General features: G+C 64.2%; 10 protein-coding genes. 3 read left to right on the top strand and 7 right to left on the bottom strand.

From position 1 onward, the window contains the following. The 7 genes from KY494_RS28265 to tssK all read right to left on the bottom strand — a co-directional run bounded on the left by KY494_RS28265 (position 1) and on the right by tssK (position 10,813). Entirely contained in the window at positions 1-330 is a 330-nt protein-coding gene (locus KY494_RS28265) for an urease subunit beta (protein WP_071076649.1), read from the bottom strand. A gap of 30 nt (positions 331-360) precedes the next feature. Beyond that, entirely contained in the window at positions 361-663 is a 303-nt protein-coding gene (locus tag KY494_RS28260) for an urease subunit gamma (RefSeq protein ID WP_034751936.1), read from the bottom strand. 25 nt (positions 664-688) lie between these two features. Next, positions 689-1,531 (bottom strand): urease accessory protein UreD, encoded by an 843-nt coding sequence (locus tag KY494_RS28255; protein ID WP_258194522.1) that lies wholly within the window; start codon positions 1,529-1,531, stop codon positions 689-691. A gap of 160 nt (positions 1,532-1,691) precedes the next feature. Beyond that, positions 1,692-3,896, bottom strand: a complete 2,205-nt coding sequence (locus tag KY494_RS28250) for a GGDEF domain-containing response regulator (RefSeq protein ID WP_219889172.1) — start codon at positions 3,894-3,896, stop codon at positions 1,692-1,694. Between the two features lie 174 nt (positions 3,897-4,070). After that, the gene (locus KY494_RS28245; protein ID WP_219889171.1) at positions 4,071-6,236 is read right to left on the bottom strand and encodes a HAMP domain-containing sensor histidine kinase; all 2,166 of its coding nucleotides are present in this window, start codon (positions 6,234-6,236) and stop codon (positions 4,071-4,073) included. After that, positions 6,233-9,298 (bottom strand): PAS domain-containing hybrid sensor histidine kinase/response regulator, encoded by a 3,066-nt coding sequence (locus KY494_RS28240; protein WP_219889170.1) that lies wholly within the window; start codon positions 9,296-9,298, stop codon positions 6,233-6,235. The genes KY494_RS28245 and KY494_RS28240 overlap by 4 nt, the downstream gene beginning before the upstream one ends. Positions 9,299-9,454: 156 nt before the next feature. Continuing rightward, the gene (tssK, locus tag KY494_RS28235; protein WP_258194521.1) at positions 9,455-10,813 is read right to left on the bottom strand and encodes a type VI secretion system baseplate subunit TssK; all 1,359 of its coding nucleotides are present in this window, start codon (positions 10,811-10,813) and stop codon (positions 9,455-9,457) included. 162 nt (positions 10,814-10,975) lie between these two features. Between tssK and tssF the strand changes: the two genes are divergently transcribed. The 3 genes from tssF to KY494_RS28220 are packed head-to-tail and all read left to right on the top strand — an operon-like array spanning position 10,976 to position 14,054. Continuing rightward, positions 10,976-12,781 carry a type VI secretion system baseplate subunit TssF gene (gene tssF / locus KY494_RS28230; RefSeq protein ID WP_219889168.1) on the top strand — a complete coding sequence of 602 codons (1,806 nt, stop codon included), beginning with the start codon at positions 10,976-10,978 and terminating at the stop codon, positions 12,779-12,781. Further along, positions 12,781-13,770: a type VI secretion system baseplate subunit TssG gene (gene tssG / locus KY494_RS28225; RefSeq protein ID WP_219889166.1), complete on the top strand. Its 990-nt coding sequence runs from the start codon at positions 12,781-12,783 to the stop codon at positions 13,768-13,770. The genes tssF and tssG overlap by 1 nt, the downstream gene beginning before the upstream one ends. A 29-nt stretch (positions 13,771-13,799) precedes the next feature. Further along, a complete protein-coding gene (locus KY494_RS28220; protein WP_219891772.1) occupies positions 13,800-14,054 on the top strand; it encodes a PAAR domain-containing protein in 255 nt (84 codons plus the stop codon). Positions 14,055-14,057: the final 3 nt, after the last annotated feature.

The raw sequence follows: 14,057 nt of genomic DNA, 5'->3' as shown, positions 1-14,057 counted from the left end.
TCAATCCTTTCCCGGGGGTGTGTCTTGCAGGTCGCCCATCACTGCGCCATTGAAGCCGTAGACCTTGCGTTCGCCCGCCAGCGCCACCAGTTCCACCGTGCGCTGCTGGCCAGGTTCGAAGCGCACGGCCGTGCCGGCAGTGATGTTCAGGCGCATGCCGTAGGCGCGCCAGCGCTCGAAAGCCAGCGCGGGATTGACTTCAAAAAAGTGAAAGTGCGAGCCCACCTGGATCGGCCGGTCGCCACGGTTGGCCACCACCACGGTGGCCGTGGCGCGGCCCGCATTGAGGCTGATTTCGCCTTCTTCCAATTTGTATTCGCCTGGGGTCATGAGCGGCTCCTGTCAATGTCGCTTGTGTGCTTACGGTATCGGATGGTGTACGGTCACCAGCTTGCTGCCATCGGGGAAGGTCGCTTCCACCTGGATATCGGGGATCATCTCGGCGATGCCGTCCATGACGTCGGCGCGCGAGAGTATTTTTGTACCGTCCGACATCAGCTGCGCCACCGACTTGCCATCGCGCGCGCCTTCCATGATGGCGGCGCTGATCAGGGCCACCGCTTCCGGATAATTCAATTTCAAACCGCGCGCCAGGCGCCGTTCGGCCAGCAGCGCGGCCGTAAAAATGAGCAGCTTGTCTTTTTCGCGGGGAGTCAGGTCCATGGTTTTCCTTGTGCGTCTTTCCTGTTCAAGTGTTCCAGATGCGGGGCACGACGGCGTCGCGTCCCAGCATGGCGGGGCGCAGCAGCAGCCAGGCGGCCAGCATGATGCGGCGCGCCGCCTCGCTGTCGCCGCACAGCAGGCGCACCACCACCAGCGCTTTCATGTGCGTGGCGCCAAACGCGGCGCCGGCAGGCACGGCGATCCCGCGCACGGCTGCCAGTACTGATGGAGAAACCGGTGTGCCGACGGCGATCAGGGTGGCGCATACCGTGTGGCCCCCCAGCCCCAGCGGGCTGGCCATCAGCGCGCCGCCGGCAGCCAGCACGCCCTGCTCCCACCACAGCAGCTTGCCGCCGCGGCGGATCCGCACTTGCTGGCTGATGCTGCCAGTGTTAAAAATTTCGCCCGAGGCGCTGCGGCCCAGGCAGACGATGTCGCAGCCGATGTAGCCGGCGTCCGGCGCCAGTTCCACCTCGTGGCGCAGGCGTACGCAAGCCTGGTCGAAGAAAATGCTTTCCTGCGGCAGCCACTCGATGGCGGCGCCGCTACCAGCGCGCAGCACGATGTGCTGACCCGAGACGTGACCATTCGCGCGGTACCACTTGGCCGCGCCCGGCGAGGTCAGCAAGGCGTGCGCGCCTGCGCCCACCGTGGCGTCGACGGCCAGCTGGTCGCCGCCCACCACGCCGCCGGGCGGATGGATGATGATGGCGTGGCAGACGGCATCGCCTTCCGGGTACAGGGGCTTTTGCACGCGCAAAGGGCCGCGATGCGTGCGTTCGACGAGGCGGCTGACGCCGTCGTGCAGTGCAAAGCCCAGGCGCAAATGCGCCTGCCAGGCGCCGTGCGCGCTGGGCTGTGAAGGCATGACTGGGTGGGTACTGTCTGGCATGCGGGGCAATCGCGTAAATAAGCGATTACCTAAGCAGGATATGTGCCAGCGTCAGGGGAAGGAAAGGTGAGAATCGCGCACCACGCTGCCGCGGACGCACCGGCATGGTGCATCGGCCGCACCGCGGCGTGTATGCTCAGGCCACGGCCAGGGTGCGCCGTTCGCGCAGCAAGACAGTGAATGGTGCGGCAGCCAGGGGCCGGCTGAAATAATAACCCTGCATTTCGTCGCAGCCGTGCTCCGTCAGGAAGTCCACCTGCTCGCGCGTTTCCACGCCTTCGGCGATGACGCGCATGTCCAGGTTGTGTGCCAGCGAGATGACGGAACGGGCGATGGCCGCGTCGCTGCTGCTGGTGGTGACGTCGTCGACGAAGGATTTGTCGATCTTCAGCACGTCGATGGGAAAGCGCTTCAGGTAGCCCAGGCTGGAATAGCCGGTGCCGAAGTCGTCGAGCGAAATGCCCACGCCGATATCCTTCAGGCGCGTCAGCGCCGCCACGGCCTTGTCCGGGTCGCCCATCACCGTGCTTTCCGTGATCTCGATGCCGAGGCAGGCGGGCGCGATGCCGTATTTGCGCAATACCGCCTCGACGAACGGCACCGTGCGGTCCTGCGCGAACTGTTTACCAGACAGGTTGACGGCCACCTTGATGCTGCCCAGGCCCGCGTCGTGCCAGGCGCGGATCTGCGCGCAGACGCTTTCCAGCACCCATTCGCCGATGGCCGTGATCAAGCCGTATTCCTCGGCCAGCGCGATGAACAGGCCGGGCGGCACCTTGCCCAGCACCGGGTTATCCCAGCGCAGCAAGGCTTCCGCGCCCAGCAAGGCGCCCGTGCGCAAACACATCTGCGGCTGGTAATGCACGGTGAATTCATCGCGGCCGATGGCGCCGCGCAGCTGCTGCTGCATGGCCAGGCGGGCGCGGATATCGCTGCCCATGCGCTCTGTGAAGAAGGCGTAATGGTCGCGCCCCATTTCCTTGGCGCGCACCAGGGCCGTGTCGGCGTGGCGCAGCACGTCGTCCAGGCTGTCGCCGTCGGCCGGGCACATGGCGATGCCGATGCTGGTGGTCAGCGCCAGGCGCTCGCCATCGACGCTGAGCTCTTCGCGCAAGCCGGCCAGGATGGTTTGCGCCAGCGCCAGCGTGCGCCCCAGCAGGGCATCGTCCTGCAGCAGGATCTGGAATTCGTCGCCGCCCTGGCGCACCACCGTGTCACCCTCGCGCACGCAGCCGGACAGGAAACGCGCCACCACTTGCAGCGCCTTGTCGCCCACGGCCTGGCCGTGCGAATCGTTGATGTTCTTGAAGCGGTCCAGGTCCAGGCACATCAGCACCACCTGCTGGCTGTCGCGCAGGGCATTCGCGCGCGCCTGTTCGAAGCGCTCGCGCAGCAGCACCCGGTTCGGCAAGCCCGTCAGCGCGTCGTGGTAGGAGAGGAAGTCGATCAGGTGCTGCTCGGCCTTGCGCTCGCTGATATCGAGGAAGACGCCCACGTAGTTGACGACGCCGCCGTCCGGGCCATGCACGGTGGAGACGCTGAGCAAACAGGGATAGGTGTCGCCGCTCTTGCGCCGCGTCTGTACTTCGCCCGACCAGCAGCCGCTGCTGCGCAAGCCCTGGCGCAGGGCCAGCAGCACCGCTTCGCCCGTGTATTCGGCGTGCAGGCGCATGATGTCCGTGCCCACCACTTCCTGCGCCGCGTAGCCGGTGATGCGTGTAAAGGCGGGATTGGCCGTGACGATGACGCCGGCCGGATCCGTGATCAGGATGGCGTCCTGGGTGGCTTCGAAGACCTGGCCGGACAGGCGCAGCAATTCCTCGTTGGCGCGGCGGATCTGCACTTCGCGCGCCAGGGTGCTGGCCACCTGTTCCAGTTCGGCCGTGCGTTCGGCCACGCGCCGTTCCAGGTTGGCGCGCTCCTGCGCCAGCTGCAGCTGCGCCCGCGCCAGGCGCACATGCGCATCGGTGCGGGCGAGGATTTCCTCGGCCTGGAAGGGTTTGGCGATGAAATCGACGGCGCCCAGCGCAAAGCCGCGCACCTTGTCGTCCGTATCGTACTGGGCCGACAGGAAAATCACCGGCACCTGGCGCAGGGACGGTATCTCCTTCAGGCGGCGGCACACTTCAAAGCCGTCGAGACCCGGCATGCGCACGTCGAGCAGGATCAGCTCCGGTGGGCGCGCCTGGGCCGTCCACAGAGCAAGTTCACCGTTCGGCGCCTGGCGCACCGCATAGCCGGCGCCGCCCAGCAAGTCGCTCAACAGCTTCAGTGAAGCCGGCGTATCTTCAACGATCAGTACTTCGCCCTTCGAATTCACTTCCGAAAAATCGCGGTGCATGTAGCAGTTCTCTCAGCTTTGGATGAGGCGCGGCGGTCGGTTGCCACGCTGGACAAGACATTTCTTTGCGATGAACTACGTACTATCATCATAATCTTTATTGCAATTTGGCACCATCCATCCACGGCACTTAGTCCGCCTTTTCATCGAATTCGATGTTGTCAGCCCACACTTTCATATATGCGCCAGCGCGCCCTCATTCTCCAGCAAGTCGCACAGCTGGCGGTACTGGTGCTGCTCGAGCATCGCCTGCAGCGGCACCAGCAACGGTGCAGCCGCCGCCGGCAAGGCCGCCAGCAGTTGCGCCACCCTGGCCAGGTTCAATTCGCGCAGCGCCACCAGCAAGGCGGCGCGCTCTGCCCCGGCCAGCAGCAGCAAGTCTTGCGCCTGCAGCGCCGGCGGCACTGCCGCCTGCGCCGACATGGCCGCTGGCACGGGGGCCGGCACTGGCGCCTGCGCCGCCTGCGCGGGTATGCTGAAACGGAAGGTGGCGCCCTGCCCCGGCAAGGACTCCAGCGTCAGCTCGCCTTTCATCAGCCGCACGAATTCGCGCGAGATGGCCAGGCCCAGGCCGGTGCCGTCCTTCGGTCCCGCGCTGTCGGCCTGCACGAAGGGTTCGAAGATGCGCTGCTGATCTTCCAGCGCGATGCCGATGCCCGTGTCGCTGACGGCGAACGACAGGCGCCATGTGGCGTCATCGCGCCGCTCGCCGCGCACGCGCAAGGTGACTTCGCCGCCGCCGGCGAACTTGACGGCATTCGACATCAGGTTCAGCAGCACCTGGCGCAGTCGCGTCGCGTCGAGCAGCACCGCCGCCGGCAGGTCCGCGCAATCGAGGCGCAGGGCCAGTCCCTGCTGCTCGGCGCGCATGCCCAGCATGTCCATCACTTCCTGCAACAGCGGTGCCAGCGCCACCACGGTCGCCTGCGCCTGCAAGCGCCCCGCCTCGCCCTTCGACAGTTCGAGGATTTCATTGATCAGGGTGAGCAAATGATTGCCGGAGCGGTGGATGATGGCCAGGTTGCGCTTTTCATCGTCCTGCATGTTGGGCGAGGCGGCCATCAGGCGCGAAAAGCCGATCACGGAATTCAAGGGCGTGCGCAGTTCATGGCTCATGTTGGCCAGGAAGGTGCTCTTGGCGCGGTTCGCCGCCTGCGCCTGGCTGACGGCCACCGACAGGGCGCTCGTGCGCTCGGCCACCAATTCTTCCAGGTGGTGACGGTGGCGCAGCAGTTCCATTTCAGCCTCGCGGTGCGCCGTGATATCGTAGTTCGAGCCTACCAGGCGCATGGGCTGGCCCCGCCCGTCGCGGAAGATCACGGCATCGGCCTTGATGTAGCGGATGGCGCCATCGGGCCACAGGATGCGGTACTCGTGCGTGAACGCCTGGCCGGCGCCCAGCGCGGCGCGCAGGGCCTCCTTGGTGGCCGGCACGTCGTCCGGCATCAGCGCCGCGCGCCAGATCGCCGCCGGCGACATGGTGCTGGCCGCATCGACCTTGAACTGCGCGTACATCTGTTCATCCCACTGCAAGGCGTCGCTGCTGACGTTCCAGTCCCAGATGCCGATGCTGGCCGCGCCGGTGGCCATCTGCACGCGCTCCTCGCTGCGCTGCAGGGCGCGGTAACGGCTGTCGAGCAGCGCCACCATGTCGCGGATGGAGCGGTACAGGGTGCGCAGCTCGCCCAGGAACCACGCTTTCGGCGGCGTGCCGAACGCTTCGCCCTGCCCCGCCTTGACGCCGGCCGCGTACTGGCCGATGGCCTTCAACGGCTTGAGCATCAGACACCACATGAGCAGCCAGATGCTGGCCACCAGGATCACGTCGAGCGCCACGATCATGGCGCCGATGCCCAGCGCGCGCTGCCGCAGCTGCGCGTCCAGCAGGGCCGGCGTCGCATACACGGCAACGCTGCCGATGACTTGTCCGCCCATCGTCACGGGGCGCCGCTGCACCAGCCAGCCCGGTTCGGCCGATAGCGCGGAGAGGCTGTCGATGGCGCCGTCCGCAGTCCGGCGCAGTACCAGCGCCTCCTTGCCGATGCCCGGCGTGAGGGAGCTGGCCACCAGGTCGCGCTTGCCCAGCATGCTGCGCATGATGGCCTGCATCTGCTTTTCATCCAGGTTCCACAATGGCAGTTCGATGGCCACGGCCAGCTGGTCCGCGCTGACGGCCAGGCTGCGATGCAGGTGCTGCCAGCGCTGCTCGCGTTCGGACTGGTAAAACAGCACGGCAAACGCCAGCAGCAGCACGGTGACGACACAGGTCAGCGCCACGCTGACGGCCAGCACGATGGACACGCCGCCCAGGCGGTCGCCTTTCGGTGCGTGAAAAATCATGCGTCTTCGCCCTGCGGTTCGCTGGCCAGCTGCGTCAGCAAGGCGCACAGCGGCTGGTATTGATGCTGTTCCAGCATGGCGGCGATGTGGGCGGACAGCTGCGGCAGGCCGGTCGCCACGCCGGCCAGCACGATGGCGCTGCGCCGCAAATCGAGGGCCTGCACGGATTCGAGCAGCGCCTGCCGTTCGGCCGCGCCCAGCTGGCCCAGCGCCTGCGACAGGTCAAAGGCTGGCGCCGGCACGCGCGGCGGCGCGCCGGCGGTGCGCTGAAAGCGCACGCCCAGTTGCTGCTCCAGCATGGCGAACAGGTGTTCCTGTTCGATCGGCTTGCGCAGGAAGCCGTCGGCGCCGGCCGCCAGCGCCTCCTGCTTTTCTTCTTCGAAGGCGGAAGCGGTCATGATCACCAGGCGCGGTTGCACCAGCGCCGGCTGCGCGCGCAGCCAGCGCGTCAGCGCCAGGCCATCCATGTCCGGCATGCGCCAGTCGCTCAGCACCATGTCATAGCGCTGCGCCGCCAGCATGGCTTGCGCCTGCGCGCCGCCCGCCGCTTCCCGCAGCTGGAAGCCCAGCGGCGCCAGCAAGCCGGCCAGCAGCTTGCGGCAGTTGTCGTCATCGTCGACCAGCAGCACCATGCGTCCGCGCTGGCCCGGCGGCAGGCGCGCCACGCGGCCCGGCGCCAGCGCCGCGATGGCCGGCTGCTGCAGCACCGGCGCGCGCAGGTCGAAACGGAATACGGAGCCCGCTCCCAAGGTGGAATCGACGCGCAGCTCGCCGCCCATCAGGCGCACGAATTCGCGCGAAATGGTCAGCCCCAGTCCCGTGCCGGCCTGCGCCACGGCGCTGTCGGCCTGCACGAACGGTTCAAAGATGCGTTCCAGATCCGCTTGCGCGATGCCGCTGCCCGTATCGCGCACGGCAAACGCCAGCGCCATCTGCCCACCTTCCGCCGCCTGGCACGCCAGCGACAGGGTCACGCTGCCCTGCTCGATGAACTTGAGCGCGTTCGACAGCAAATTGAGCAGCACCTGGCGCAGCTTGGCGCCATCGAGGCGCACCAGCGGCGGCACGCCGGAACGTTCGATCTGCAGCGCGATGCCCTGGTCGCTCGAGCGCATGCGCACCATTTCGAGCACTTCGTCGAGCAAGCCATTCAAGTCCACGGGTCCCGTTTGCAGCTGCATGCGGCCCGCTTCGATTTTCGACAATTCGAGGATGTCGTTGATCAAGGTCAGCAAATGATGGCCGGCGCGGTTGATGATGGCCAGGTTGTGCTTTTCTTCCTCGAACATGCTGCTCGAATCGGCCATCATCTGCGAAAAATCGATCACGGAATTCAAGGGCGTGCGCAATTCGTGGCTCATGTTGGCCAGGAAGACGCTTTTCGCGCGGTTCGCCGATTCGGCCTCGGTGACGGCCACCGACAGGGCCGCCGTGCGCTGCTGCACCAGTTCTTCCAGGTGGTCGCGGTAGCCGAGCAATTCCTGCTCGCTGTGCTTGCGCTCGGAGATGTCGACGATACCGCTGCGCACCAGGCGCCGCCCCTCCATGGGCAACTTGACCAGCCGCACCTCGCAGGGAAAAATGCTGCCGTCGGCACGCCGCACATTGCGTTCCACCAGGACAGGCTCGCCCAGCATGGCGCGGCGCAGATGCTCTTCCATCATCAGCCCCAGCGGCAAGCCATCGGGCTGCTTGCCGGCATACAGGTCGAACGGCCCGCGCGCCAGCAGCGCTGCGCGCGACAGGCCCAGCATGCGCTGCGCGCTGCTGTTGGCGTCGACGAAGCGGTCCAGGTCCAGGTCGTACACCAGGATGGCTTCCGGCGCATGCTCGACGAGGATGCGGAAGCGCTGCTCGCTCTCGCGCGCCTCGCTCTCGGCGCGCCGCAAACGCCGCCGCTGCAGCAGCAAGGCGCTCAGCAAGCCGGCCATCACGATGAAGACGCCGCCCACCAGCAGCACGGCAACGCGGTGCTCGTGCCACAGTTGCGGTGGCCGGTTGAAGAACAGCGTGTGCGGCGGCAGGCGGCTGATGTCGGCATCCCAGCGCTGCAACTGTTCCCAGTCATACATGGGCACCGGGCGAACCGGCGGCAGCAAGGCTCCCGGCGCGGCGGGCGCCTTGCCGTCCAACACGGCCAGCGACATCTGCGCCACCTGCTGCGCGGCCCGTTCGATGTGCAGGATGGAGCCACCGAGGATGCCCTTGCCGACCGTCGCGTTGTACATGCCAAAGGTGGGCACATTCGCCAGCCGCGCCAGCTGTACGGAAAACTGCACGGGCGTGGCGATATTGCCGGCCACGTCGCGGTTGACATTGCCCGCCACCAGCACGGTATCGGCGGGCAGGCGCGCCACCGCCGCGCGCATCTGCTCCAGGGTCAGGTCATCGAGGTAGCGCATGGCCACCTTGCCCTGCCATGCCAGCGCCGCCTGCTGCATGCTGCGCTTCAAGACCTGGTCGGCCTCGCTGGTGCCGACGGCCATGACGATGGTCTTGGTTTCCGGGAACAGCGCCATGGCTTGCGCAAGCGTGCCGGGAAAGTCGACATTCGCCTTTTGCTGCCAGATGGCAGGCGGACTGCCGGCAGGCAAGACCATGCCCGAGGTGTTAATCGCCAGCACGGGCACGCCGCGCGCCAGCGGCGCCAGGTCCGACAGCAAAAAATCGAGCGCCGGCTGCTGCATGGCGATGATCAGGTCGGCCTTGCGCCCCATCATCTGGGTGTATCTTAAAAGCAACAAATCGCGCATTTCGTTGCGCAGCGCCGGGTCGCCCTGGGTATTCAGGTTCAGGTGCTCGACCATGATGTCTTCGCTGGCCAGGCCCGCGGCGACCATGGCGGTCACATAGGTGCGCGTGTACGATTCCACGCCGGCGCGGCCATAGTCGTAGGCGTTCAGGAACAGCACGCGCTGGCCCTCGTGCGGCGGCGCGACGGCCGCTGCCGCTGCCGGCGATGCGGCGCAGGGCGCGGCGATACACAACGCCAGCAGCAATGCGCGGCAGCAGCGGCGCACCGCTGCCCTGCCCTGCCCACCGCCCGGCACATCACGCATCATTCGTCATGCCCACTCCCGCCTGTCACCATGTTTTACCCATGCGCTGGCTGATCAGCCACCGACACTTACAAAAACATGATAACGTCAACTGCAGGGGCAAGTCTATTCCTTAGGGCAATCTTTTGACAATCCACCCGCTCGCCACGCCACGCATCGTTACGCGGCGGTACCGCTGATACCGAACAATTCCAGCTTCAGCCCTTTTATGCCAGACGGCACATAAATCGCAATCGCCTGGGCCTTGATCATGCTGTCATAAATACTGCCCTTGCCATCGATGGAAAAATAATATGTGTTCGGCCGCACCGGCACTTCAGCAGGAACCTGGGCCATATGACGCAACTCGGCACCCGGAAGTGCCCGGCCCAGCAATAGTTCGATATTGTCCGGAGATGAAATCTTGAACTGCAACGGCACCGTGGCGACCAGTTCCAGCGCCGGCATATCGGCGTTTACGGCAAGACAGAGTTCGGTCTGACGGTCAATCCGCTTGGCATCGAGCAAGCCGTAATAGTGGGTGTTTTGTTGCGCGTCGTTGGACAGCGCAATCGGGAAGTAACGCGACAGGAGCACCGTATCGATCAGGTCGCGAATAATGCCATCGAGCTTGCCGAAACCGGGAGCCGCATCATCGTGGGAATAAGCCGGCAAGTCGCTCAACGTGTATTTTTTCGAAAACGTCATCAAGCCACCGGCCAACGCCATCAATTTTTCAAACAAATACACGGGATGGTGGCGCCGGTAACTGGCGCAATGACTGAGCGTGGCGCTGGCCGTGCTCAATGTATTGAGCATCCAGAACGAGGAAACATCGCCGCCATGAAATTCCACCGTATTGTTACCGGGCTGACGGTGGCGGCTGTACAGCGCTTCAATTTTCGCGCCCATGCGGTCGATCAGCGACTCGAGCATTTTCTGCAGCGAAGACTCGGCGCTGATGGTCAGGCCAGGTGGCATGAAGGAAGTATCGACTTCGAAGCCGCCGTTGCCGGCACGGTACAAACGAATCACCGGGATGGCAAGGTAATCATTCAGGGGGTCGAGTTGCGACAGCAGGTACACGCGCTTCTTCAAATAAGCCACCTCGATGCTGACTGCCTCGCTGTACAGATCCGGGGTCTCGATATCCGCCTGGACATAGCGCGCGCCTGCGGAGCTCACATTGCCGCCATGTGCCTGCAGCGCCGGCAGCGCGGCATAAAAAGTAAAACTATGTTCGCTGGAAGGCAGCTTGGACAGATCCACGGCACTGGGCAATACATCGCCAAGCGGCGCCTCAAACAGTTCTCCATCCTGAAAGACGAGCGACATGGCGTCCGCCCGCAAGCTATTGTTGGCCAGTGCATCCGCATTCCAGCTGACGCCATGCACGCCCCATAAATGGGGATTAATCAACGAGGCCAGACGTTGCAGGCGCGCTTCATGGTAGCGGTCCAGCTGCTGGAATTGCTGGGGGCCGATGGCCAGGCCTTCGGACCAAAGTAATTTGGATGGCAATGTCATGGCGTTCTCCATGTTGACCGTTGGAATCTTGCTGCTTTGCCAGTCTGATGTTGTTAGCGTGGAAGCCCTTGATGTCGCGCAGCACCCTGTTCAATTATTTGCGCAAACGCAATTTACCTTTGAGAAAACGCTCGGATACTGGCCATTCCGCCGCAAAGACACAGGAAAAGAAAGATGGAGGATTTGCTGCCGTATTTCGAGCGCGAGCTGGTGATGCTGCGGCGACATTGCCGTGAGTTTGCCGAGCGCTATCCGAGAGTCGCCGGAAAACTGCACATGTCCGGCGAAGCTTGCGAAGATCCGCACGTCGAACACCTGATCGAATCGGTGGCCATGCTGGCGGCACGTATTTCAAAACGGCTCGATGACGACTATCCGCAATTTACCGAAGCCTTGTTCGAAGCCCTGTTCCCCCATTATCTACGCCCCTTTCCATCGTGCAGCATCGTGCGCCAGCCCACCCCGGCGGCTGGCGCAGGCGTATCGCACCTGCCGGCCGGCAGTGAAATGGACGCAACGCCCGTGCGCGGCGTGCGCTGCCGTTTCAAGACGATCTACGATATGACGACAGGAGCATCGGTACTGGACAGCGCCGTTTACGATGCCATGATCAAGGCGCCGCCAGGCGTGCGCCTGCCAGCATCGGCAACTTCCTCGCTGAACATCGGCATCCGGCATCTCGACGCGGCGCCAGCATCGCTGCGCGTTTTCATCGATGGCGAAGCTTCTTTTTCCGCCGCATTGCGCGATGCCTTGTTCAGGCATACGGTCTGCGCTTTTGTGTCGATCGACGCGCTGCAATGGATGGCCTTGCCTGCCGTGCCTGTGACGCCCGTCGGCTTCGCCGACACGGATGCCTTGATACCGTTCGGTGCTCGCTCGCAGCCCGCGTACCGCATCCTGAGCGAGTATTTTGCGTATCCGGAAAAATTCAATTTCTTTGACATCGATATCGCGGCGCTGAGCGCGGCCCTGCCGCCTGGCAGCCAGCGCTTTACCCTGCATCTGTGCATGGCCGGCTTGCGGCCCGATTCCGCTGCGGCGCGCATGTTGTCCAGCATTTCCAGCGAAAACTTAAAGTTAGGCTGCAGTCCTGCGGTCAATCTCTTCCGCCAGGAAGGCGTGCCGATTTCCGTCACCCGGCAAAAAACCGACTACTCCGTGCTGGCCCATGCCACGCATGCGCATGGCTACGAAGTCGTTTCCGTCGATGCGGTGCGCTTGCTGCGCCAACGGGGAGGCGAAAGCACGCTGAGCGAATTTCGCCCCCTGTACAGCCTGCGCCATGGCGAGGGCACGGCGCAACAAGGCCATTACTGGGTCATGCGCCACGATACGGCGTTGGCCATCAACAGTCCTGGTCACGAAAAGAAAATCACGCTGGTCGACAGCGACTTCAATCCCTTGATCCATGAAAAGGCCAGCTTGTCGCTGTCGCTGACATGCAGCAACCGCGATCTTCCCCTTGCCCTCAAATACGGCCAGCCGCAAGGAGACCTGCAGCCATGCGCTGGCGGACCCGCGCTGCACATGCTGCGACGCCCCAGCCAGCCGCGCCGCTTTTCGCCGGGCGCGGGCCTGCACTGGCGCCTCATTTCGCACCTGGCGCTGAATCATCACGCGCTGGTCCAGGAAGGCCTGCCGGCGCTGCGCGAAATGCTGACGCTGTATGACCTGTCCCAATCGGCAAGCTCGCAACGCCAGATCGGCGGCATCGCCGCGCTGGCGCACGCGCCGACCACGACATGGCTGCGGCACAAGCGCGGAACCTCGCTGGCGCATGGCGTGGAGGTGCGCATCACGCTGGACGAGGAAGCGTTCGTCGGCAGCGGCATGCACCTGTTTGTGCAGGTGATCGATCACTTCCTTGGGCTGTATGTGCAAATCAACAGTTTCATCGAACTGGTGGTGCTGTCACAGCAAAGCGGAGAGGAGCTGATCCGATGCAAACCAAGAAGCGGACTGCAGAATCTGGTGTGATGCACCACTTGCTGGCCGAGCCATACCGCTACCAGTTCATCCAGGCGGTGCGTATTCTGCTGTGCTGGCTACGTCAGCAGAACGTGTCCCATGCACAAGCCTTCAGCCAGGTATTGCGCTTCAAAAACAGCTTGTCCTTGAGTTTTCCCGCCAGTGAAATCGAACAGCTCTCGCTCGACGAGCATGAACAACTGATCCTGACACCGACGTTCATGCGTTTTCTGGGCGTCGGCGGCACTTTGCCCTTGCATCACTCGGAACGCATCGCCGCCTACCGCTTGTCGAGCAAGGATGCCGGCGTCTCGGCCTTTCTCGATATCTTTTCGCACCGCATGGTCGCGCTGTATTACCAGACGTGGGAAAAGTATCGGCTGGAATCGACGCTCCAGACCCAGGCAAAAGATGCACAATTGCCTTTGCTGCTGGCACTGGGCGGCGTGCGGCGCACTGCGCTGCCGTCGAAGGCCGCACCGGATGCCGTGACGCAGGACGTCGCGGCCTGGTACGCGGGTCTGCTGCGCTGCCGTCCCGTCTCCGCGCAAGCGATTGGCCGCGTGCTGGCCGAATACTGCGGCGTACCCGTCACCTTGCAACAATTTGTCGGTGGCTGGGACTATCTGGAAAAAAACCGGCGCAGCCTGCTAGGCAGTGTCAACTTTACGCTGGCGCGCGGCGCAACCCTGGGCCTGCGGCTGTGGCGCCAGGACATGCGCATCTGCCTGCATATCGGCCCGCTGGATCCCGCCGGCCTGCAACGCTTCCTGCCACGCAGCGCGGGGGCGGCGGCACTGGCAAAGATGCTGACGCTGTTTGGCGTGCCGGACTTGCAATATGAAGTGCGGCTGATACTGAGTCCGCCATGCATTACCCCCCTGCTCCTGAGTGCCAATCCGTCAGAAAGACGACGCCTTGGCTGGACGACGTTCTTGCAAACCGCACAAGGCAAGGTACGCGGCGCCGAAGTGCGTTATCTGCTGCAACTGGCTTGAGCAACTCATCCATGGAAAGCGAGGCAAGCATGAAACATGCGGGACGCGGCGTTATCCGGCTCGGAGACGCAACCGATCATGGCGGCAAGGTCACCAGCGCATCATCCGGCACTACCGTGATGGGGAAGACGGCGGCGCTGGCCGATGACATGACTTTCTGCCCCAAATGCAAGGGCAACTTTCCCATCACGCCGGACGGCGCCGGCGCAAAACACCTGGGCAAGCCGTATGCCTATGACGGCGATGCCACCGCCTGCGGCGCCCACCTGATCACATCGCTATAACGG

Source organism: Janthinobacterium sp. PAMC25594, from assembly GCF_019443505.1.
Classification (GTDB): Bacteria; Pseudomonadota; Gammaproteobacteria; order Burkholderiales; family Burkholderiaceae_D; genus Janthinobacterium.
The sequence above is the reverse complement of the archived record's forward strand: the minus strand, read 5'-3'. Positions and strand labels throughout refer to the sequence as shown.